Origin of the sequence: Streptomyces sp. KL109B, assembly GCF_030766935.1 — a bacterium.
GTDB lineage: Bacteria > Actinomycetota > Actinomycetes > Streptomycetales > Streptomycetaceae > Streptomyces.
Genome location: NZ_JASERL010000001.1, coordinates 547,345 through 568,769 on the forward strand (window position 1 = coordinate 547,345; position 21,425 = coordinate 568,769).

17 protein-coding genes are annotated in these 21,425 nt (G+C 70.7%); 11 read left to right on the top strand and 6 right to left on the bottom strand.

Annotated features, from left to right (window positions below; genetic code table 11):
• The first annotated feature begins 160 nt into the window (after positions 1 to 160).
• The 3 genes from RBJ65_RS02715 (at position 161) to groL (ending at position 3,041) form a co-directional block, all read left to right on the top strand.
• Positions 161 to 802, top strand: coding sequence for a polysaccharide deacetylase family protein (locus RBJ65_RS02715; protein ID WP_306321011.1), 642 nt, complete (start codon positions 161 to 163; stop codon positions 800 to 802).
• Positions 803 to 979: 177 nt separating this feature from the next.
• Positions 980 to 1,288, top strand: a complete 309-nt coding sequence (gene groES / locus RBJ65_RS02720; RefSeq protein ID WP_306321012.1) for a co-chaperone GroES — start codon at positions 980 to 982, stop codon at positions 1,286 to 1,288.
• 127 nt (positions 1,289 to 1,415) lie between these two features.
• Positions 1,416 to 3,041 (top strand): chaperonin GroEL, encoded by a 1,626-nt coding sequence (gene groL / locus RBJ65_RS02725; RefSeq protein WP_306321013.1) that lies wholly within the window; start codon positions 1,416 to 1,418, stop codon positions 3,039 to 3,041.
• 81 nt (positions 3,042 to 3,122) lie between these two features.
• Here the strand turns inward: groL and RBJ65_RS02730 are convergent, their stop codons facing one another.
• Positions 3,123 to 3,896, bottom strand: coding sequence for an SDR family oxidoreductase (locus tag RBJ65_RS02730; RefSeq protein WP_306321014.1), 774 nt, complete (start codon positions 3,894 to 3,896; stop codon positions 3,123 to 3,125).
• Positions 3,897 to 4,447: 551 nt separating this feature from the next.
• The gene (locus RBJ65_RS02735) at positions 4,448 to 5,116 is read right to left on the bottom strand and encodes an MOSC domain-containing protein (protein ID WP_306321015.1); all 669 of its coding nucleotides are present in this window, start codon (positions 5,114 to 5,116) and stop codon (positions 4,448 to 4,450) included.
• A gap of 81 nt (positions 5,117 to 5,197) precedes the next feature.
• Between RBJ65_RS02735 and RBJ65_RS02740 the strand changes: the two genes are divergently transcribed.
• Positions 5,198 to 6,094, top strand: coding sequence for a LysR family transcriptional regulator (locus tag RBJ65_RS02740; protein ID WP_306321016.1), 897 nt, complete (start codon positions 5,198 to 5,200; stop codon positions 6,092 to 6,094).
• Between the two features lie 89 nt (positions 6,095 to 6,183).
• Here the strand turns inward: RBJ65_RS02740 and RBJ65_RS02745 are convergent, their stop codons facing one another.
• The gene (locus RBJ65_RS02745; protein WP_306321017.1) at positions 6,184 to 6,525 is read right to left on the bottom strand and encodes a WhiB family transcriptional regulator; all 342 of its coding nucleotides are present in this window, start codon (positions 6,523 to 6,525) and stop codon (positions 6,184 to 6,186) included.
• 392 nt (positions 6,526 to 6,917) lie between these two features.
• Between RBJ65_RS02745 and RBJ65_RS02750 the strand changes: the two genes are divergently transcribed.
• From RBJ65_RS02750 to RBJ65_RS02765, 4 genes are all read left to right on the top strand, one after another.
• Positions 6,918 to 7,529 (top strand): response regulator transcription factor, encoded by a 612-nt coding sequence (locus RBJ65_RS02750; protein ID WP_003948568.1) that lies wholly within the window; start codon positions 6,918 to 6,920, stop codon positions 7,527 to 7,529.
• 278 nt (positions 7,530 to 7,807) lie between these two features.
• On the top strand, positions 7,808 to 8,395 hold the full coding sequence (locus RBJ65_RS02755; RefSeq protein ID WP_306321018.1) for a sigma-70 family RNA polymerase sigma factor: 588 nt from the start codon (positions 7,808 to 7,810) through the stop codon (positions 8,393 to 8,395).
• A 138-nt stretch (positions 8,396 to 8,533) separates the two neighbouring features.
• Positions 8,534 to 10,045, top strand: coding sequence for an IMP dehydrogenase (gene guaB, locus RBJ65_RS02760; RefSeq protein WP_306321019.1), 1,512 nt, complete (start codon positions 8,534 to 8,536; stop codon positions 10,043 to 10,045).
• Between the two features lie 149 nt (positions 10,046 to 10,194).
• A complete protein-coding gene (locus tag RBJ65_RS02765) occupies positions 10,195 to 11,319 on the top strand; it encodes a GuaB3 family IMP dehydrogenase-related protein (RefSeq protein WP_306321020.1) in 1,125 nt (374 codons plus the stop codon).
• A gap of 111 nt (positions 11,320 to 11,430) precedes the next feature.
• Here the strand turns inward: RBJ65_RS02765 and RBJ65_RS02770 are convergent, their stop codons facing one another.
• Complete coding sequence (locus RBJ65_RS02770; RefSeq protein ID WP_306321021.1) at positions 11,431 to 12,018, bottom strand: hypothetical protein; 588 nt, start codon at positions 12,016 to 12,018, stop codon at positions 11,431 to 11,433.
• A 61-nt stretch (positions 12,019 to 12,079) separates the two neighbouring features.
• Complete coding sequence (locus RBJ65_RS02775) at positions 12,080 to 13,333, bottom strand: nucleotide sugar dehydrogenase (protein WP_306321022.1); 1,254 nt, start codon at positions 13,331 to 13,333, stop codon at positions 12,080 to 12,082.
• A 324-nt stretch (positions 13,334 to 13,657) separates the two neighbouring features.
• Here RBJ65_RS02775 and RBJ65_RS02780 point away from each other — a divergent pair, with 324 nt between their 5' ends.
• The gene (locus tag RBJ65_RS02780) at positions 13,658 to 15,364 is read left to right on the top strand and encodes a glycerol-3-phosphate dehydrogenase/oxidase (RefSeq protein ID WP_306321023.1); all 1,707 of its coding nucleotides are present in this window, start codon (positions 13,658 to 13,660) and stop codon (positions 15,362 to 15,364) included.
• 167 nt (positions 15,365 to 15,531) lie between these two features.
• On the opposite strand, the gene RBJ65_RS02785 is transcribed toward RBJ65_RS02780, so the two are convergent.
• Positions 15,532 to 16,524, bottom strand: a complete 993-nt coding sequence (locus RBJ65_RS02785) for a serine hydrolase (RefSeq protein ID WP_306321024.1) — start codon at positions 16,522 to 16,524, stop codon at positions 15,532 to 15,534.
• 254 nt (positions 16,525 to 16,778) lie between these two features.
• Between RBJ65_RS02785 and RBJ65_RS02790 the strand changes: the two genes are divergently transcribed.
• A complete protein-coding gene (locus RBJ65_RS02790) occupies positions 16,779 to 18,743 on the top strand; it encodes a serine/threonine-protein kinase (protein WP_306321025.1) in 1,965 nt (654 codons plus the stop codon).
• 86 nt (positions 18,744 to 18,829) lie between these two features.
• The gene (locus RBJ65_RS02795; protein ID WP_306321026.1) at positions 18,830 to 21,325 is read left to right on the top strand and encodes a protein kinase; all 2,496 of its coding nucleotides are present in this window, start codon (positions 18,830 to 18,832) and stop codon (positions 21,323 to 21,325) included.
• Positions 21,326 to 21,425: the final 100 nt, after the last annotated feature.

Here is a 21,425-nt window from a genome sequence, read left to right on the forward strand (position 1 = left end):
TGGGCCAGGCGGGCGACGGTGCGCGCGGGGCGGCGGTGTCGGCCCAGGGACGGGGCCGTGAGCTGCCAGGATCCGGCGCCATGCAACCAGTACGACAAAAGGAGCAAGGTGCCCGAAAGTTGGCGCCCGGATGCGCAGTGGCGTGCCTGGAGGGCCGCCTGTGACGAGCGCGCGCGGGGCGTCCACCCGGCTCGCGGGCTGCGCCCTGGCCACCGCGCTGCTCGCCGCACCGCTCACCGGCTGCGCCCAGCAGACGGCCCCCGTCGCGCATACGGCACTGCGGGCGCACCCCCTTCCGCGGGTTGTCTCCCGCATCCCCACCCACGACAAGGTGGTCTTCCTCGCGTACGAGGCCGGGGTCGGGCGGGACGGCCGCTTCGTCGACCTGGTCCGCGAGCGGAGGCTGCCCGTCTCGGTGTTCCTGGCAGGAGCCGGTGAGGGCCGCCTTGGTGAACTGGCCGCCCTGGGCGCGCGTTTCGAGAACGGCACGCTCACCGGACCGTCCCTGCCCGGCCTCGGCTACGTAGAGCAGCACGCCGAGATCTGCGGTCAGCGCGACCGTGTCGCGGCCCGCTTCGGCGCGGCCCCGCGGCTGCTCCACCCGCCCCGCGGCGCGTACGACGCGAACACGTTGCAGGCGGCGGCCGCGTGCGGCGTCGACGCGATCGTCGTCGGGCGCGAACCGGAGGGGGTCCTGCGGCCCGGCGACGTCCTCAGCGTGCGTGCGGGGACGGTGCCGGACCTGCTGCGCCGCATCGCGGCGGAGGGGTACCAGGTGGCGGCGCTGGAGGACCATGTGTGAGCTCGGTTAGCAGTCCGCTTGACCGAGTGCTAATCGCGGTCATAGTCTCGGCTCTGGCACTCACCAGTGGAGAGTGCCAACAGCGACGGGCAGGTCCGGCACCCGCGACGACGGATCCACCTGGTCGCCACCCCAGACTGTTAACCCCGTGAGATCTCCGAAGGGGGAGACCGGATCGTGACGACCTCCAGCTCCAAGGTTGCCATCAAGCCGCTCGAGGACCGCATTGTGGTCCAGCCGCTCGACGCCGAGCAGACCACGGCCTCTGGCCTGGTCATTCCGGACACCGCGAAGGAGAAGCCCCAGGAGGGCGCCGTCCTCGCCGTGGGTCCCGGCCGCTTCGAGAACGGCGAGCGTCTGCCGCTCGACGTCAAGGTCGGCGATGTCGTGCTCTACAGCAAGTACGGCGGCACCGAGGTGAAGTACAACGGCGACGAGTACCTCGTCCTCTCGGCTCGCGACGTGCTCGCGATCGTCGAGAAGTAATTCACCCAAGCTTTCCAAGCTTCCAAGCAGCACCGAAGCAGAATGCTTTGAACCGCGCCCCTGGCCCCCGCTGAGAATGCCGGGTGCGAGGGGCGCGGCTCGCTTTCGAGAGGACTGACTCAGCTCCATGGCGAAGATCCTGAAGTTCGACGAGGACGCCCGTCGCGCCCTCGAGCGCGGCGTCAACAAGCTTGCCGACACGGTCAAGGTGACGATCGGCCCCAAGGGTCGCAACGTCGTCATCGACAAGAAGTTCGGCGCCCCCACCATCACCAACGACGGCGTCACCATCGCCCGTGAGGTCGAGGTCGAGGACCCGTACGAGAACCTCGGCGCGCAGCTGGTGAAGGAGGTGGCGACCAAGACCAACGACATCGCGGGTGACGGTACGACCACCGCCACCGTGCTCGCCCAGGCCCTGGTCAAGGAGGGCCTGCGCAACGTCGCCGCCGGTGCCTCCCCGGCCGCCCTGAAGAAGGGCATCGACGCCGCGGTCAAGGCCGTGTCCGAGGACCTCCTCGCGACCGCCCGCCCGATCGACGAGAAGTCCGACATCGCCGCCGTCGCCGGTCTGTCCGCCCAGGACAACCAGGTCGGCGAGCTCATCGCCGAGGCGATGGACAAGGTCGGCAAGGACGGTGTCATCACCGTCGAGGAGTCCAACACCTTCGGTCTGGAGCTCGACTTCACCGAGGGCATGGCCTTCGACAAGGGCTACCTGTCCCCGTACTTCGTCACCGACCAGGAGCGTATGGAGGCCGTCCTCGACGACCCGTACATCCTGATCCACCAGGGCAAGATCGGCTCGATCCAGGACATGCTCCCGCTCCTGGAGAAGGTCATCCAGGCCGGTGGCTCCAAGCCGCTCCTGATCATCGCCGAGGACGTCGAGGGCGAGGCCCTGTCGACCCTGGTCGTGAACAAGATCCGCGGCACGTTCAACGCCGTCGCCGTGAAGGCCCCCGGCTTCGGTGACCGCCGCAAGGCGATGCTGCAGGACATGGCCACCCTCACCGGTGCCACCGTCATCGCCGAGGAGGTCGGCCTCAAGCTCGACCAGGCCGGTCTGGACGTGCTGGGCTCCGCCCGCCGCGTGACCATCACCAAGGACGACACCACCATCGTCGACGGTGGCGGCAAGTCCGAGGACGTCGCCGGTCGCGTCGCGCAGATCAAGGCCGAGATCGAGAACACGGACTCCGACTGGGACCGCGAGAAGCTCCAGGAGCGCCTCGCGAAGCTGGCCGGCGGCGTGTGCGTGATCCGCGTCGGCGCGGCCACCGAGGTCGAGCTCAAGGAGAAGAAGCACCGTCTGGAGGACGCCATCTCCGCGACCCGCGCCGCGGTCGAGGAGGGCATCGTCTCCGGTGGTGGCTCCGCGCTCGTCCACGCCTCCAAGGTCCTGGACGGCTCCCTCGGCAAGGAGGGCGACGAGGCCACCGGTGTCGCCGTCGTCCGCCGTGCGGTCGTCGAGCCGCTCCGCTGGATCGGCGAGAACGCCGGCCAGGAGGGCTACGTGATCGTCTCCAAGGTCAAGGAGCTCGACAAGGGCAACGGCTACAACGCCGCGACCGGCGAGTACGTCGACCTGGTCAAGGCCGGTGTCCTCGACCCGGTCAAGGTCACCCGCTCCGCCCTGGAGAACGCCGCCTCCATCGCCTCCCTGCTCCTCACGACCGAGACCCTGGTCGTCGAGAAGCCGGCCGAGGAGGAGCCCGAGGCCGCCGGCCACGGGCACGGTCACTCGCACTGACCTCCGAGCGTCACCGAGGCCCGGCTCCCCGTCGCGGGGAGCCGGGCCTCGGCGTTTTCCGGCTTCTTCGAGTCAACTCCCTTACTGGGGACCGTACTTGCGCCCCGTCCGCGACGTGATCCCCCCGAGCAGCACCCGCGGCGTCACCTTCACCACACCCATCAGCGCCTTGTACCGAGGGTCCGGGATCGACAGGGACTTGCCCCGGGAGAGGTCGGAGAGGGCCGCGCTGACCAGCTTGTCCGCGTCGAGCCACATCCACTTCGGAATGTTGCCGGTGCCCATCCCGGCCCGCTCGTGGAACTCCGTACGCACAAAACCCGGGCACAGAGCCATCAGCCGCACCCCGCTGCCCGCGAGATCCTTCGCCGCGCCCTGCGTGAACTGCACGACCCACGCCTTCGACGCCCCGTACGTGCCGCGCGGCACGAACGCCGCCACCGACGCCACGTTCACGACGCCGCCGCGGCCGCGCTCCCGCATCGCCCCGGCCGCCGCCGACGTCAGCCGCAGCACCGCCTCGCAGTGCACCTTCAGCATCGTCAGCTCATCGGCCATGGGCACTTCCAGGTAATGCCCCTTGTTGCCGAACCCGGCGTTGTTCACGAGCAGATCGACCGCGGCCTTACGATCCGTCAGCCGGGCCTCCACCGCCGCGATCCCGTCCTCCGTCGCCAGGTCCGCGGTGAGCACCTCGGCCTCGATGCCGTGCCGGTCGTGCAGTTCCGTCGCCTGCTCGTGCAGCCGCTTGGTGTCGCGCGCGACGAGCACCAGGTTGTGGCCGTCGGAGGCGAGGCGCCGGGCGAACGCGGCGCCGATGCCCGCGGTGGATCCGGTGATCAGAGCGGTAGTCATGGCCCAAGGTTAATGAGCCCGCGGACCCGCCCGGACCTGCACCGGGGCCGACGCCGTTGCGACGGTGCGCCGCACCGCGCGCCACCTTGCCCACCCTGCCGCCCCAGGCGACAGACTGCCCAAGGCGGTTGCGGCCGACTGTTAGGGGTGGGTGGGGAGCTGGGGTGGGCGGCGGATTGCTCGAGGCGGGGTGAGGCCTGGCGCAACGGGTGGGGGCCGGGGCGGCGGCGGATTGCCCAAGGTGGGTGGTGTCGTCCGCCAGGGGTGGTGGGAGATGGCCGGGACGGAGCTCGATCACCACGGGTGGGCCATTCAAGCCCCGCCGTCGGACGCTAGCCCGCGGGGTCCGGGGCGGAGCCACGGTCTTTTCCCGCCCCGCCGGCCTTTGAGGCGCGGAGTCCGGGGCGGAGTCACGGGCTGTTCCAGCCCCGCCGGCGTTTGAGGCGCGGGGTCCGGGGCGGAGTCACGGTCTTTTCCAGCCCCGCCGGCGTTTGAGGCGCGGGGTCCGGGGCGGAGCCCCGTGGCGTAGGGGGAAGGGGCCGCAACGGGGGCTACGAGCCGTACTTCTCGACGTACTCCCGCGCGGAGCGCCTCGCCTCCGGATGCAGGGCGTCCCCGGCGACGAGCAACCCCGGCAGCAACCCCCGCTCCGTGGTCACGGCCCGAAACTGCAACGCCACAGTCACCTCGTGATCAGGCCGGAACACGACCTCGACCGGGTCACCCGCACGGATCTCGCCCGGCTCGATCACCCGCAGATACGCCCCCGGCGCCCCCTCCTGAGTGAACCGCTTGACCCACCCCCGCTCGCCCAGATGCCCCTGGAAGGTCCGGCACGGGATCCGGCCCGAGGTCACCTCCAGGAGCAGGTCCGCCCCGATCCGCCAGCGCTCGCCGATCCGCGCCCCGGTCACGTCCACCCCCTCCGTCGTGAGGTTCTCGCCGAACGCACCGCTGGGCAGCGGCCGGTCCAACTCCTCGCCCCACGCGTCCAGGTCCTCGCGCGCGTACGCGTACACCGCCTGGTGGTCCCCGCCGTGGTGCCGCAGGTCGCACACCGCGTCCCCGGCGAGCCCACTCGCGCCGGTCCCCTTCTCGCCGGGCGCCGACACCCGCACGGGGCCGCTGACCGGCCGTTTGTCGATGCCCGTCACCCCCTCGGCCTGGTCCGTGTACTCGACCGGCTCGGCGCGCCCCAGATTCAGCGACAGAAGCTTCATGTGCGGAACGCTACGGGACCGACACCCAAAGCCGCCACGCATTATTCGGCGCGATCCCCAAGCGTCGCTTATGCTTGAGGGGTGATCGAGGCCCGTCATCTCCGTGTCCTGCGCGCCGTGGCCGCCACCGGCTCCTTCTCCGCGGCGGCCCGCGAGCTGGGCTGCACCCAGCCCGCCGTCAGCCAGCAGATGAAGGCCCTGGAGACATCGGCGGGCACCCCGCTGCTGATCCGCACCGGCCGCGAGATGCGCCTGACGCAGGCCGGCGAGGCCCTCGTGCGGCACGCCTCCGGCATCCTCGCCGGGCTCACCGCCGCCGAGGAGGAGATCGCCGCGATCGCGGGTCTGCGCGCAGGCCGCGTCCGCCTGGTCTCCTTCCCCAGCGGCAGCTCGACCCTCGTGCCCACCGCCCTCGCCGCCCTGCGCGCCGAACACCCCGGCACGCGCGTGTCGTTGGTCGAGGCCGAGCCGCCGCGCTCCGTCGAGATGCTCCGCGAGGGCGACTGCGACGTGGCCCTGGCCTTCCGGTACGAGGGCGCGCACGCCACGGAGGACTGGGACGACCTCGTCGTACGGACGCTGTTCGCGGACCGGCTCGTCGGCCTCGTCCCCGAGGGGCACCGGCTGGCGGGGGCGGGGTCCGTCACCATCGACGCGTTCGCGGACGACCCGTGGATCGCGGGCTGCCCGCGCTGCCGCCGACAGCTGGTCGAGGTGTGCAGGGGCGCAGGTTTCGCCCCGCGCATCGACTTCGCGACGGACGACTATCCGGCGGTGGTCGGGCTCGTCGGCGCGGGCCTGGGCGTGGCGGTCCTCCCCGAACTGGCCATCGAGTCCGTTCGGCCCAAGGGTGCACGCACGGTAACCGTCGAGCCCGCCGTGCGCCGCGAGATCGTCGCGCTCACCCTGCCGGATCTGGCCCAGGTGCCGGCCGTCGGCGCCACCCTCGACCACCTGGCGAAGGCCGCGACACGCTGAACGCGGAGACGGGCGCGCCTCGACGCGCCGACCTCCGCGGACCGTGCAGAAACGTTCCTTCAGATGTGTTCAGCGGTGTTCAGCGGTGTTCAGCCACGCGCGCCGCTCGTCGCGGCCTGCCCTCCGCTCCCGGCCGACGCCGTGACGAGCCGGTTGCGGGCCCGCCCCATGAGTTCTTCGCGCTCGTCCTCGGTGAGGCCGCCCCACACGCCGTACGGCTCGCGCACCTGTAGGGCGTGAGCAGCGCACTCCGCGCGCACCGGGCACCTCATGCAGACCTCCTTGGCCGAGTTCTCACGGGCGCTGCGTGCCGCCCCGCGCTCGCCCTCCGGGTGGAAGAAGAGCGAGCTGTCCACCCCGCGGCAGGCCGCGAGGAGCTGCCAGTCCCACAGATCGGCGTTCGGTCCGGGAAGGCGGGAGAAATCTGCCATTGCTGTGTCCCCTTGTAGCCATTCAGACGCGGATACGGTGCCCATGACCGTACATCTACTGTCTAAGGAGATGAAAATATGACTCATTGCGAATCTAGCTATAGACACCAGCAAAAGGGAAGAAAAGCTTCCAAATGGGGCATAGCTTGTGATGAAACCTTGAGGGTCCGCCGCGCTGTCCGCACCGTGTCCGGGCCCTCACGTAGAGTGCCGAAGGAGGCCGTCGGACCCGTAACTCTTTCGAGTGACCGTCGTTGAGAGTGCGGAGGCGGTTGAATGAACAAGCGCTCGGGCAGGTGTCCGAATGCCTTGTTGAGTGTCGACCGCACAGGTGACGATTCGTACACAGCCTGGAGGCTCAAGGTGACGCGCATCAGCTGCGGAGGACGGTCATGACTTCCGTCCTCGTCTGCGACGACTCCCCGCTTGCCCGAGAGGCGCTGCGCCGCGCGGTCGCGACCGTGCCCGGCGTCGAGCGCGTGACGACCGCGGCCAACGGCGAGGAAGTCCTCCGCCGCTGGGGCGCCGACCGCTCGGACCTGATTCTGATGGATGTACGCATGCCCGGACTGGGCGGCGTCGAGACAGTACGGCGGCTGCTCTCCGCCGATCCCGGTGCGCGCATCATCATGCTCACCGTGGCCGAGGACCTGGACGGCGTGGCCCTCGCGGTCGCCGCGGGCGCCCGCGGCTATCTGCACAAGGACGCCTCGCGCGCCGAGCTGCGGGCCACGGTGACGCAGGCGCTCGCCGACCCGACCTGGCGGCTCGCCCCGCGCAGACTGCGCTCGGCCGAGATGGGGGCCGCCCCCACGCTCACCGCGCGCGAGATCCAGGTGCTCGAAGGCATGAGTCACGGGCGGTCCAACGCCGAGATCGGGCGCGAGCTGTTCCTCTCCGAGGACACGGTCAAGACGCACGCGCGTCGCCTGTTCAAGAAGCTCGGCGCCTCGGACCGCGCGCACGCCGTGGCGCTCGGCTTCCGGTGGGGCCTGGTTCGCTGACGAGTCGCTGATCGGCGCAGCCACCCGCGCCCTTCGGGGCGCGGTGGACCGGCCGTGAGGGACCCCGTTCCGCCCCCTCGCGGGGCGGCTTTTCGACGCTTCGCGCGCGATGCCGCATCCTTGGGGGTGTGGAGTTCCTCGGGGACGAGTCGGGCGAGCAGGGTCAGCGAGAGGGGAGGGCGCAGGAGATGAGTTCCGGCGCACCTGCTCATAACGCTTCGGTGCACAACTACGGGCACGGTGTCACGGACCGATCGGGGTCGGGGCACCATGGACCGATGCGCGACGACGAGGCAGCGGCTCCCCAGGGGGTCATCAGTACGCTCGTCGGGCGCGCCGTGGACGGTGACGAGCAGGCCACGCACGATCTGCTCGCGCACGTCCACCCCCTCGCCATCCGCTACTGCCGCACGCGTCTTTCGCGACTTCCGGGGGACGCGCGGCACTTCGTCGAGGACCTCGCCCAGGAGGTCTGTGTCGCGGTGCTGCTCGCGCTGCCGCGCTACAAGGACACCGGGCGGCCCTTCGAGGCGTTCGTCTTCGCCATCGCCGCGCACAAGGTCGCCGATCTGCAGCGGGCCGCCATGCGCGGACCGGGTTCGACGGCGGTGCCCTCCGACGAGATGCCCGAGCGGCCCGACGACTCGCTCGGCCCGGAGGAGCGGGCGCTGTTGAACAGCGACGCCGCGTGGGCCAAGAAGCTGCTCGCCAACCTTCCGCAGAACCAGCGGGAACTGCTGCTGCTCCGCATCGCCGTCGGGCTCACCGCGGAGGAGACCGGGCAGATGTTGGGCATGTCACCCGGGGCCGTGCGCGTCGCCCAGCACCGGGCGCTGAGTCGGCTGCGGGCGCTCGCCGAGCAGTAGGGGGCGGCGGTACCGCACCCCGGCTACGTACGTGTGAACGTACAAAGAAAGTCGATGATCTTGCTCATGGAATGAGACGCCCCTGCGGGCCGTTAGCATGGACATCCGCACCGATCAAGGCCATTTGGGGAAGGTGTCATGACTGCAAACGTCGACGGAGTGCCCGAGAAATTCGCGACACTCGGGCTGACCTACGACGACGTGCTGCTGCTGCCGGGCGCGTCGGACATGGCGCCCGACCAGATCGACACCGCCTCGCACGTCTCGAAGAACGTGCGGGTGAACATCCCGCTGCTTTCGGCCGCGATGGACAAGGTCACCGAGTCCCGGATGGCCATCGCCATGGCGCGACAGGGCGGTGTGGGTGTTCTCCACCGCAACCTCTCCATCGCCGACCAGGCGAACCAGGTCGACCTCGTGAAGCGCTCCGAGTCCGGCATGGTCACCGACCCGATCACGGTGCACCCGGACGCGACGCTCGCCGAGGCCGACGCGATCTGCGCCAAGTTCCGCATCTCCGGCGTGCCGGTGACCGACGGCGGCGGCAAGCTGCTCGGCATCGTCACCAACCGCGACATGGCCTTCGAGACGGACCGCAGCCGTCAGGTGCGCGAGGTCATGACGCCGATGCCGCTCGTGACCGGCAAGGTCGGGATCAGCGGTGTGGACGCCATGGAGCTGCTGCGCCGCCACAAGATCGAGAAGCTTCCGCTGGTCGACGACGCCGGTGTGCTCAAGGGGCTCATCACCGTCAAGGACTTCGTGAAGGCGGAGAAGTACCCGAGCGCCGCGAAGGACTCCGAGGGCCGGCTGCTCGTCGGTGCAGCCGTGGGCGTGGCCGGGGACGCCTTCGAGCGTGCCCAGGCCCTCATCGAGGCGGGCGCCGACTTCATCGTCGTCGACACCGCGCACGGGCACTCGCGGCTCGTCGGCGACATGGTCGCCAAGATCAAGTCCAACGCCGGCGGCGTCGACGTCATCGGCGGCAACATCGCCACCCGCGAGGGCGCCAAGGCGCTCATCGACTCGGGCGTGGACGGCATCAAGGTCGGTGTCGGTCCTGGCTCGATCTGTACGACGCGTGTCGTCGCCGGCATCGGTGTCCCGCAGGTCACCGCCATCTACGAGGCCGCGCTCGCCGCGAAGGAGGCCGGGGTCCCGGTCATCGGCGACGGTGGCCTGCAGTACTCCGGTGACATCGCCAAGGCGCTCGTCGCCGGCGCCGACACCGTGATGCTCGGCTCGCTGCTCGCGGGCTGCGAGGAGTCCCCGGGCGAGCTGCTGTTCATCAACGGCAAGCAGTTCAAGTCGTACCGCGGCATGGGCTCGCTCGGCGCCATGCAGACGCGCGGCGACCAGCGCTCCTTCTCCAAGGACCGGTACTTCCAGGAGGGCGTCGCCTCCGACGAGAAGCTCGTGCCCGAGGGCATCGAGGGCCAGGTGCCCTACCGCGGCCCGCTGTCGGCCGTCGTGCACCAGCTCACGGGTGGCCTCCGCCAGTCGATGTTCTACGTCGGCGGGCGCACGGTTCCGGAGCTGCAGAGCAACGGCAAGTTCGTCCGGATCACCTCGGCGGGCCTCAAGGAGAGCCACCCGCACGACATCCAGATGACGGTCGAGGCGCCGAACTACAGCCGAGGCGGAAAGTAGTCGGCAGTAGCCGACACGTAGCACGTCGTAGCAGGTCAGGCGCGGAGGGGCGGGCCCGGGGATTACCGGGGCCGCCCCTCCCGCGCGTGTCAGGGATACTGGACAGGCAAGGCCCAAGTGGGACCCAGATGTGAAAGGCGCCCCCCAACGTGACTGAGATCGAGATCGGGCGCGGCAAGCGCGGCCGCCGCGCGTACGCCTTCGACGACATCGCCGTCGTTCCGAGCCGGCGCACCCGCGACCCGAAGGAGGTCTCGATCGCCTGGCAGATCGATGCCTACCGCTTCGAGCTGCCGTTCCTGGCCGCCCCCATGGACTCCGTCGTCTCGCCGCAGACCGCCATCCGCATCGGCGAGCTCGGCGGCCTCGGCGTCCTCAACCTTGAGGGTCTGTGGACCCGCTACGAGGACCCGCAGCCGCTCCTCGACGAGATCGCCGAGCTGGCGCCCGAGGCCGCGACCCGCCGCCTCCAGGAGATCTACTCCGCGCCCATCCAGGCCGACCTGATCGGGCAGCGCATCAAGGAGGTGCGCGACTCCGGCGTCGTCACCGCCGCCGCGCTCTCCCCGCAGCGCACCGCCGAGTTCTCCAAGACCGTGGTGGACGCGGGCGTGGACATCTTCGTGATCCGCGGGACGACCGTCTCCGCCGAGCACGTCTCCGGCGCCGCCGAGCCGCTGAACCTCAAGCAGTTCATCTACGAGCTCGACGTCCCGGTCATCGTGGGCGGGTGCGCCACGTACACCGCCGCGCTGCACCTGATGCGGACCGGTGCGGCGGGTGTGCTGGTCGGCTTCGGTGGTGGGGCTGCCCACACGACCCGGAACGTGTTGGGTATTCAGGTGCCCATGGCCACTGCTGTGGCTGATGTGGCCGCTGCCCGTCGCGACTACATGGACGAGTCCGGTGGGCGCTACGTGCACGTCATCGCCGACGGTGGGGTGGGCTGGTCCGGCGACCTGCCCAAGGCCATCGCCTGTGGCGCCGACTCCGTGATGATGGGCTCGCCGCTGGCGCGCGCCACGGACGCGCCGGGGCGCGGTCACCACTGGGGCATGGAGGCCGTCCACGAGGACGTGCCGCGCGGCAAGAAGGTCGACCTGGGAACTGTGGGGACGACCGAGGAGGTTCTCACCGGGCCCTCGCACACGCCCGACGGGTCGATGAACTTCTTCGGCGCGCTGAAGCGGGCCATGGCGACGACCGGGTACAGCGAGCTCAAGGAGTTCCAGCGGGTCGAGGTCACGGTGGCGGACGCGCAGCACAAGCGGTAGCGCTGACGCTGTGTCGTAGCCGATACGGGTTGGGCCCCACCGTTCTGGTGGGGCCCAACCCGTTTTTTGCGCCCACGCGGCGGGGCCGCATGTCGATGCGGCCCCGCGCCCCTAGGCGGATGCTCGCTTTGCCGCGCCGAAGGAGGCCACCGCCGCCAGGGCGAAGAAGAGGAAGGACATGGCGTCGGAGTCGGCCTTCCATGCCTCGTTGAGCAGGCCGAAGTGTTCGAAGAACAGCTCGGTCACGGACCACGGGCTGACCTTGGAGCCGATGATCGCCTCGCCGAGCAGTTGCCCGAAGTAGACGCCGATCAGCGACAGGACCGGGCTGACGAAGAGGGCCACCGGGTTGTTGCCCGCGACCTTGCCGGTGGCGAAGCCGACGACGACGCCGACGGCCACGGCCGCGTAGCCGATCTCGTGCTCGGTCGCGCCGATGATGCCGCCGTAGACGCCCGCGATGACGAGCATCGCCACGAAGCCGGCGAGGATGCCGAGCCCGAGGTTGCCGCGGGGCGGGGCGGGCGGCGGGGGGACGAGCGGGTAGCCGCCGGGGCCGCCCTGCTGCTGGGGGAACGGGGCGTACGGCTGCTGCGGGGCCGGCTGCTGCGGCGGGTAGCCGTACTGGGGCTGCTGCTGCGGCGGCTGTTGGCCGTACGGGTTGCCCTCGGGTATGTGAGGCTGCGGCGGCTGGGTCATGCGGTCCCCCTGAGGTGTGAACCCTGGCACGGGTGTGCACAGAGTGGCCGCACAGTAGCAGTCAGAGGCGGTGCGCGGCCCCCGCCGGAGTCGCTCCCCTTGTGTCCAGGAGGAGTTGGGCCTTCACGGCCAGGCCCTGGAGGTCGTACGTGCGGTGCTGTTGCAGCAGGATCGTCAGGTCGGCGTCGGCCGCCGCCTCGTAGAGGGAGTCGGCGCGTGGCACCGGGCGGTCCAGGACGTTCCAGGACGGGACGTAGGGGTCGTGGTAGCTGACGGCGGCGCCGAGTTGCATGAGGCGGGTGGCGATCTCCTCGGCGGGGGCGGCCTGTTGGTCGGCGAGGTCCGGCTTGTACGTGATGCCGAGGAGGAGGATCCGGGCGCCGCGGGCGGACTTGCCGTGTTCGTTGAGGAGGGCGGCGGCGCGCTGGACGACGTACGACGGCATGTGGTGGTTGACCTGGCGGGCCAGTTCGACGAGGCGCAGGGGGCGGGTGGGCAGGTGCGGGCCCGTGAGGTCCTGGGCGAGGGCGTGGCCGCCGACGCCGGGGCCCGGGCGGAAGGCCTGGAAGCCGAAGGGCTTGGTCTCGGCGCAGCGGATGACGTCCCAGAGGTCGACGCCCAACTCGTGGCAGAGCACGGCCATTTCGTTGACCAGGGCGATGTTGACGTGCCGGTAGTTGGTCTCCAGGAGGTGGACCGTCTCCGCTTCCCGTGGGCCACGCGCGCGTACCACCTTGTCGGTGAGGCGGCCGTAGAAGGTGGCGGCCGACTCGGTGCAGGCCGGGGTGTGGCCGCCGATCACCTTGGGGGTCGACATGTAGGGGTGCAGGCGGTTTCCGGGGTCGACGCGGCCGGGGGCGTGCGCGAGGTGGAAGTCGCGGCCCGCGCGCAGGCCGGAGCCCTCTTCGAGGACGGGGAGGAGGAGTGTCTGCGTGGTGCCGGGCGGCACCGGCGACTCGATGATCACCGTGGTGTGCGGGCGGAGCCGGGCGGCGAGGGCGCGCGTCGCCTCGACGACCGGGGTGAGCATCGGCGCGCCGTCGGGGCCCTGCGGGGTCGGGGCACAGATCACGGCGGTGCGGACGCGGGCGAGCTCGGCGGGGTTCGCGGTGGGGCGGAAGCCGGCGGCGAGCATGCGGCGGACGTCGGCGGCGGTCAGCGCCCCCGCGTCGCCGCCGCTGGGCAGCCGGCCCGCCGCGAGGTCCTGGGCGCGGGCCGGATCGTGGCCGACGGTCGCGATCCCTGCGGCCACCGCGGCCTGCGCGAGGGGCAGGCCGAGGTGGCCGAGGCCGATGACGGCGAGGTCTGCGGGCATGGCGGTTGCCGTCCTTTCCGAGGAGCGGACCGGTCATTAGCCGGATCGGGGCGAGGGCGCAAGCCCTGTGGCCAGGATGAGTGGGCGCAATGTAAGACTAGGGGTAAATATGACCGATATGACTCATTGCTACGTAATGAGTTGCCGAGTGTTGTGGCGCGAGTCCGCGCAGGTCGTCCACAGGTGTACGCGCGCTGGTGGCCCGAACCGGGCAGTGGGTGAAGAATCGGGGCATGTAGGAAGGGCGGGTGTGGTGCTTTTGCGGCGCGTGAGGCCGGGCACACCACACGGGTGAGCCCACGCCGACGACAGCGGGAGGCAGCGGTGAAGGCAACGACACTGGGACCCGAGCAGCGTGCGCAGGCCCTGGCGGCCATGGCCGAGCGCGAGCTGGACATTCTCGTCGTGGGAGCCGGCGTGGTCGGCGCGGGCACGGCGCTCGACGCGGTGACCCGAGGGCTCTCCACCGGGATCGTCGAGGCGCGGGACTGGGCCTGCGGCACGTCGAGCCGCTCCAGCAAGCTGATCCACGGCGGGCTCAGGTACCTGGAGATGCTGGACTTCGCGTTGGTGCGGGAGGCGTTGAAGGAGCGTGGGCTGCTGCTTGAGCGGCTCGCTCCCCATCTCGTGAAGCCGGTTCCCTTTTTGTATCCGTTGCAGCACAAGGCGTGGGAGCGGGTGTACGCCGGGTCGGGCGTCGCGCTGTACGACGCGATGTCGATGGCGCGCGGGCACGGGCGGGGCCTGCCGATGCACCGGCATCTGTCGCGCAAGCACGCGTTGCGGGTCGCGCCTTGTTTGAAGAGGGACGCGTTGGTCGGTGCGCTTCAGTACTACGACGCGCAGATGGACGATGCCCGGTACGTCGCGACCCTGGTTCGGACCGCCGCCATGTACGGCGCCAAGGCGGCCAACCGCGCGCGCGTGACGGGGTTTCTGCGGGAGGGCGAGCGGGTCGTCGGGGCGCGGGTGCAGGACGTCGAGGGCGGCGGCGAGTACGAGATCCGGGCCAAGCAGGTCGTCAACGCGACGGGTGTGTGGACCGACGACACGCAGGCCATGGTCGGCGAGCGCGGGCAGTTCCATGTGCGGGCGTCCAAGGGGATTCACCTTGTCGTTCCGAAGGACCGGATCAATTCGACGACCGGGCTGATCCTGCGCACCGAGAAGAGTGTGCTGTTCGTGATTCCGTGGGGGCGGCACTGGATCGTGGGGACGACCGACACTGATTGGGATTTGGACAAGGCGCATCCCGCCGCGTCGAGTGCTGATATCGACTACTTGTTGGAGCACGTCAACTCCGTGCTGGGTGTGCCGCTTTCGCGGGATGACGTGCAGGGCGTGTATGCGGGGCTGCGGCCGTTGCTCGCGGGGGAGAGCGACGCGACGAGCAAGCTGTCGCGGGAGCACACCGTGGCGCATCCCGTGCCGGGGCTCGTGGTCGTCGCCGGTGGCAAGTACACGACGTACCGGGTCATGGCCAAGGACGCCGTGGACGAGGCCGTCCACGGGCTCGACCAGCGGGTCGCCGAGTGTGTGACCGAGGAGGTGCCGCTGGTGGGGGCCGAGGGGTACCGGGCGCTGTGGAACGCGCGGGCGCGGATCGCGGCGCGGACCGGGCTGCATGTGGTGCGGGTCGAGCATCTGCTGAACCGGTACGGGGCGCTGGCCGAGGAGGTCCTCGAACTGATCACCGGGGATCCGGCGTTGGGGGCGCCGTTGGGTGGGGCCGAGGACTATTTGCGGGCCGAGGCTGTCTATGCCGCTTCGCATGAAGGGGCGCGGCACCTCGATGACGTGTTGACGCGGCGGACGCGGATCTCCATCGAGACGTTCGACCGGGGGACGCGGTGTGCGAGGGAGGCGGCGGAGTTGATGGCGCCGGTTCTTGGGTGGGACAAGGATCAGGTGGAGCGGGAGGTCGAGCACTACGAGAAGCGGGTGGAGGCGGAGCGGGAGTCGCAGTTGCAGCCGGATGACCTTACGGCGGATGCGGCGAGGTTGGGGGCGCCGGATATTGCGCCGCTGTGACCTCCGGTGGGGGCGGGTGGGTGGGGTGCGGGTCGTGGGGTTGCGGGTGGTGGGGTTGCGGTTGCGGGGCGCTGCCCCGGGCCCCGCGCCTCAATCGCCGGCGGGGCTTGATTTGGTCACGCGCCGCTGGGGTTTAAAGGCCGGGGCGCTGCCCCGGACCCCGCTCCTCAATCGCCGGAGGGGCTTGAGTGGTCCGTCGGCGGGTTTGAGTGGTCCGTCGTCGGGCTTGAGTGGTTCGTTGGCGGGTTTGAGTGGTTCGTCGTTGTGGTTTGGGTGGGGCAGAACTGGGCCGTTAGGACGCGGCGTTCCACGGGCTCGGCGTGTGACAAAGTCGCGCGCGTTGTGCGGTAGGTGATGACCCGTGAGGCGGTGCGGGTTGCGGCTGTGCGGATGTAGGTGTGGGCGATGCGGCCGTTGTGGCCCCAGACCGTGGTGCCGCAGGGGAGTTTTTGGGGGTAGAGGCCCATGCCGTAATGGCCGTTCGTGGGGCGGGTGTTGAGCATCGTACGGAGGGAGGTGGGTGGGAGGAGGTGGCCCTTGAGGAGGGCGGTGTAGAAGCGGTTCAGGTCGGGGAGGGTGGAGATCAATTCGCCGGCCGCGCCTGCGGTGCGGGGGTCGAGGGTGACCGCGTCGGGGCCGTGGGGGCGGGGGACCGTGGTGCGGGTGCCGGGGAAGGTGGTGCCGGTGAGGCGGAGTGGGGCGATGATGCGGCGGCGGACCTCCGTGGCGTAGGAGTGGCCCGTGACCTGATGGATGATCATGCCCAGGAGTACGTAGTTGGTGTTGGAGTACGACCAGGTGCCGGGGCGGGTTGTGCGGGGTTCCGAGAGGGCGAGGGTCGCCACTGCCGTCGGGGACAGGGCGATGTGGCCGTGGGTGGCCGTCGTGAAGTCGTAGAGGCCGCTGGTTTGGACGAGGAGGGAGCGGATGGTGAGGTTGCGGGGGGCGGGGAGCCCGGGGAGGTGGGTGGTGATGGGGGAGGAGAGCTTCAGGCGGTGTTCCGAGGCGAGTTGGAGGATCACCGTGGCGATGAAGGTCTTCGTGATGCTGCCCGCGCGTACGTGGTCGGAGGGGGTGAGCGCGGGGCTGGTGGTGGCGAAGTGGCTCGAGGTGCCTTCGGTGGTCAGGAGCGCCGCCGACGGGGCCTTGCCTCGCGTCACGAGCAGCGGAAGAGTGTCGTCCGCGAGTGCCGTTGGGCTCGGCGCGCTGCTCGGGACGAGGCACAGGACGACCGCCACAAGCGGTATGGCCAGGAGTGTCCGGAACGCGGGCAACGACGGTCCCTTTCGGCGGTGCGGGCCACCATTGTGGGACGTTCCTGTGCGTGTCGGGTGGGGGTGACCCGGCGCGCGGAGTGGTGGTCCAGTGATGGGACAATGAAGGCTCTGTCAGGGCGGGTTGCTAGAGGGGACGCATGTCGGAGGCGGAGCGGGCGGGCGAGGCCCGTGAAGACAAGGGCACTCGTCAGGAATCTTCCGGACGGGATGCTCAGGAGGCTTCCGTGAAGGACCCGGAGGGCCGGCTGCTCGCCGGCCGGTACCGGCTCGGCGATGTGCTCGGCCGGGGCGGCATGGGCACCGTGTGGCGGGCCAAGGACGAGACGCTCGGGCGCACGGTGGCGGTGAAGGAGCTGCGGTTCCCGAACGCGATCGACGACGACGAGAAGCGTCGCCTGATCACGCGTACGTTGCGCGAGGCGAAGGCGATCGCCCGGATCCGCAACAACGGCGCGGTGACGGTCTTCGATGTCGTCGACGAGGACGACCGGCCGTGGATCGTCATGGAGTTGGTCGAGGGGAAGTCCCTGGCGGAGGCCATTCGTGAGGATGGTCTGCTGGAGCCGAAGCGGGCTGCCGAGGTGGGGCTCGCCGTGCTCGATGTGCTGCGTTCCGCGCACCGCGAGGGGATTCTGCACCGTGACGTGAAGCCGTCCAATGTGCTGATCTCGGAGGACGGGCGCGTTGTTCTGACGGACTTCGGGATCGCGCAGGTCGAGGGGGACCCCTCGATCACGTCGACCGGGATGCTGGTTGGCGCTCCTTCGTACATCTCGCCCGAGCGGGCCCGTGGGCACAAGCCGGGCCCGGCCGCCGACCTCTGGTCGCTCGGTGGGCTGCTGTACGCGGCCGTGGAGGGCGTTCCGCCGTACGACAAGGGGTCGGCGATCGCCACCCTGACCGCCGTGATGACCGAGTCGGTCGACCCGCCGAAGAACGCCGGGCCGCTCGAACCGGTGATCTACGGGCTGCTCGCCAAGGACCCCGACCAGCGGCTCGACGACGCCGCCGCGCGGTCGATGCTCAACGACGTGATCCACGCGCCCGAGCCGAAGGCCGCGCCCGCGCCGGAGCCCGAGCCGATCGAGGCCACGAAGGTCGTTCCGCTGCCGCCCGAGCCGAAGAAGCGCAAGGAGAAGGGCGCTTCGAGCGCGAAGGCGAAGGCGGCTGCCGCAGCGGCAGCCGCCGGTGTCGCGGCCAGGCGCGAGGAGGCCGCGGACAAGATGCGCGGCGCCCTGAAGAACGTACGCAAGGCCGCCGCCGCCGCGACGGCGCCGAAGGAGAAGTCGGAGGAGCCCGGCGCGACCGCGCCCGCGGGGCCCGCGGCCGGGGTCGCGCGTCCCGGTGGCGCGGCGGTGCTCGCGGACGCTCTGCGGGGGCGCGCCCTCGTCATTGGTTCGCTCGTCGTCGCGCTCGTCGTGCTCGCGGGGATCCTCGCGCTCGTTCTGAACGGCGGCGACGGCGCCGACGCGAAGGGCGGCGACAAGGGCGGCGACAAGGGGGCCTCCGCCGGGGCGACCGCCGGGGCGGACGACGACAAGGGCGAACAGGGTAAGGACGCCGACAAGGGAGGCGGCGGCACGAAGCCTTCCGAGAGCGCGTCGGCGAGTCCTTCCGCGTCGCCCAGTGAGAGCGCGTCGCCCAGCGGTGACGAGAAGAAGCCGGGGGCCGCGGCCGAGGAGACGTACAAGCACTCCCAAGGGTTCTCGATCGGGTTGCCGAAGGGGTGGAAGTACGTCAAGACGGAGGCCGCGGGGGCCCGGTTCACCGGGCCCAACGGGCAGCGGCTGCTGGTGGGTTGGACCAGCAGTCCCAAGTCCGACCCCGTCGCGGACTGGCGGAACCAGGAGCGGTACATGCGCCGCGCCCAGTACGACCGGATCCGCATAGCGTCGGTGGACTACCGCGGTTGGAAGACGGCCGACTGGGAGTTCACCTACGCCGACGGGGGCACGAAGTGGCACTCGATAGACCGGGGGACCGTGGTGAACGGCTCGTCGGGATACGGGCTGATGTACACCGCGAAGGACTCCGCCTGGGGCGGCGAGCAGCGTAAGTCGACCTGGAAGACATTCACACAGACGTTCAAAGCCAAGTCCTGAACCAGTGGGCCGTGTGGCACGTATCGTGAATGCTTGCGGACCGTGCGCAGTCGCTCGGCAGAGCCGGTGGATCAGGGGGAGGCGTCGTGGACGAGTACGCGGGGCGGGTGCTCGCCAACCGGTATCGGCTGCCGGTCCTCGCCGCCGACGCGTACGAGTTCGCGGCCGAGACGCGCGCCTTTGACACCTACAGCGGGCAGGAAGTCCTCGTACGGCAGGTGCCGTTGCCCGAGGTCGTCGAGGCGGAGGTGCTGGACGCGGACGGGCTGCCGGAGGGGTTCCGGCCCGGGGGTGACGGTGGGCGCGGGGGCGTCGAGCCCTCCCCAAGCTCTCAACTCCGTGCGAGCGGGGGAGGCCCCATTGTGGCGCGGGCCGTCGAGGCGGCGCAGGCCGCCGCGCGAATACCCGACCATCCCCGGCTCGACCAGGTCTTCGACGTGTTCGCCGAGGGCGGTTCGCTGTGGGTGGTGAGCGAGTGGGTCGCGGCGCGGCCGTTGGCGGCGTTGCTGGAGCGGGGGCCGTTGAGTCCCTATCGGGCGGCCGAGGTCGCGGCGGATGTGCTGACCGCGCTGCGGGTGCTGCATGCGCACGGGTGGGTGCATCGGAATGTCACCGCGCGCACGGTGCTGGTGTGTGACGACGGGCGGGTGATGCTCACGGGGCTTGCCGTGGGGGCCGTGGAAGAGGCGTTGTGCGGGTATGACGTGGTGCCGGTTCCTCCGGAGGAGGACCGGGAGGTTGTTGCGGAAGTTGAGGAGCCCGTGGTGGAGGCGGGGGATTATCGGGCGGCGCGGGCCGGGGCGATTGCGGCGTATCGGGAGAACGCGACTGGTGGGGTGCCGGCTGCGCGGTGGAGTGAGGTGGTGGGTGGGAGTGACGTCGCGGGGCTCCGCCCCGGGCCCCGCTCCTCAAGCGCCGGAGGGGCTGTCATTGGTGGTGGCGGTGGGGGTGATGGTGGCGTTGGAGGGGGTGACGTCGCGGGGCTCCGCCCCGGGCCCCGCGCCTCAAACGCCGGCGGGGCTGGAATTGGGCCGGCCGGGGTTGGAATTGGGTCGGGCGAGGCTGGAATTGGGCCGGCCAGGGCTGGAATTGGGCCGGGCGAGGCTGGAATTGGCTCGGGCAGGGTTGGAATTGGGGCGGGTGGGGCTGGAACTGGGCCGACCGGGGTGGGAATTGGCTCGGGCGGGGCTGGAATTGGGCCGACCGGGGCTGGAATTGGCTCGGGTGGGGCTGGAATTGGCTCGGGTGGGGCTGGAATTGGGGTGGGCGAGGCTGGAATTGGGGTGGGTGGGGCGCGGAGTGCGGAGCGGGCGCGGCAGGTGCGGATGACGGTTGTGGGGCCTGTTACTGAGCGGTGGGCGCCTGAGCAGGCGTATCCGGTGCAGGAGAATTGGCAGTTGGCGGCGCCGGTCGGGCCCGCCACTGATCTGTGGGCGCTCGGGGCGTTGTTGTTCCGGGCCGTGCAGGGGCATGCGCCGTATCCGGAGGAGTCGACGCCGGAGCTGGTGCAGATGGTGTGTGCCGAGCCGCCGGCCTTCGCCGAGGAGTGCGGGCCCGTGCGGCCCGTCGTGGAGTCGTTGTTGCGGCAGGATCCGACCGAGCGGTTGGACATCGAGGAACTGCGGGGGTGGCTGCGGTCGTTGGTGCGGTCGGCGCCCGAGCCGGAGGCGGGGGTCAATGTCGTCGCCGCGCCTGCCTTCGATGCGGGGCGGTTGCCCGTCGTACGGCGGAAGGGGGAGCTCGTCCGCAAGCGGAGGGGGCGGGCGCCGGGCGGCGCGGCGCACGGGCGGCACAAGCGGGAGCGGGCGGTGCAGCGGGCGCCGAGGGCTCCGCGCGCGCCCCGGGAGCGGCGGCCCAGATCGCTCGGGCGGTGGCTGCTCGTGCTCGTGCTGCTCGGGCTCGTGGGCGCGGTGGCGTACGCGATGGTGTTCATGCCGAAGGCCGACCAGGGCGCGGCGGGGGCCGGGGCCGCGGGGGCCGCGCCGTCCGCCTCGTCGGAGGGGCGGCGAGGCGAGTCCGCGAAGGAGCCGAGGGAGTCGAGGGAGTCGAAGGAGCCGTCCGGGGGTGTGACCTCGGCGGAGGGCGGGCGGAGTTCGAAGCCTTCGTCCACCAAGCCGCAGTCCGACGTCGCCCCCGGTTTCGTACTGCGGGAGGACGACGCCGGGTTCGAGGTGGCCGTCGCCAAGGGGTGGCAGCGGGAAGGGAAGAACGGGCGCGGGCAGGTCGTGTACGCGCATGGTGCCTTTGAGCTGATCGTGGTGCCCGGGCGCGACTCCACGGCCACGTACGGCAAGGACCCGATGAAGTACCAGCGGGAGCACGAGCGTGAGTTGCAGCCGTTCCGGGACTCCACGTGGGCCACGTCCAGCGGCATGAAGAGCGTGGACGTCGGGGGGCGGGTCATGGCCGAGGGGCAGTTCACCTGGCAGGGGGCCGATGGCAGCGAGGTGTACGTGCGTAATCTCGCGATGGTCGTCGGCGGGAAGTATCACGTGGTGCAGGTGCGGGGGCCCGAGGCCGAGCGGGACGAGGTGTCGCGGCTCTATCAGCAGGCGTATTCCACGTATCGGGTCGGCGGATAGCGGCGGGCGCGGGCGGCGGGGCGCGTCACAGTGCGGTCTCCGTCGGGGCCCTGGTGTTTCTTGTGCGACGTTCGATCCCTAGTGTGAACCCGTCAAAACC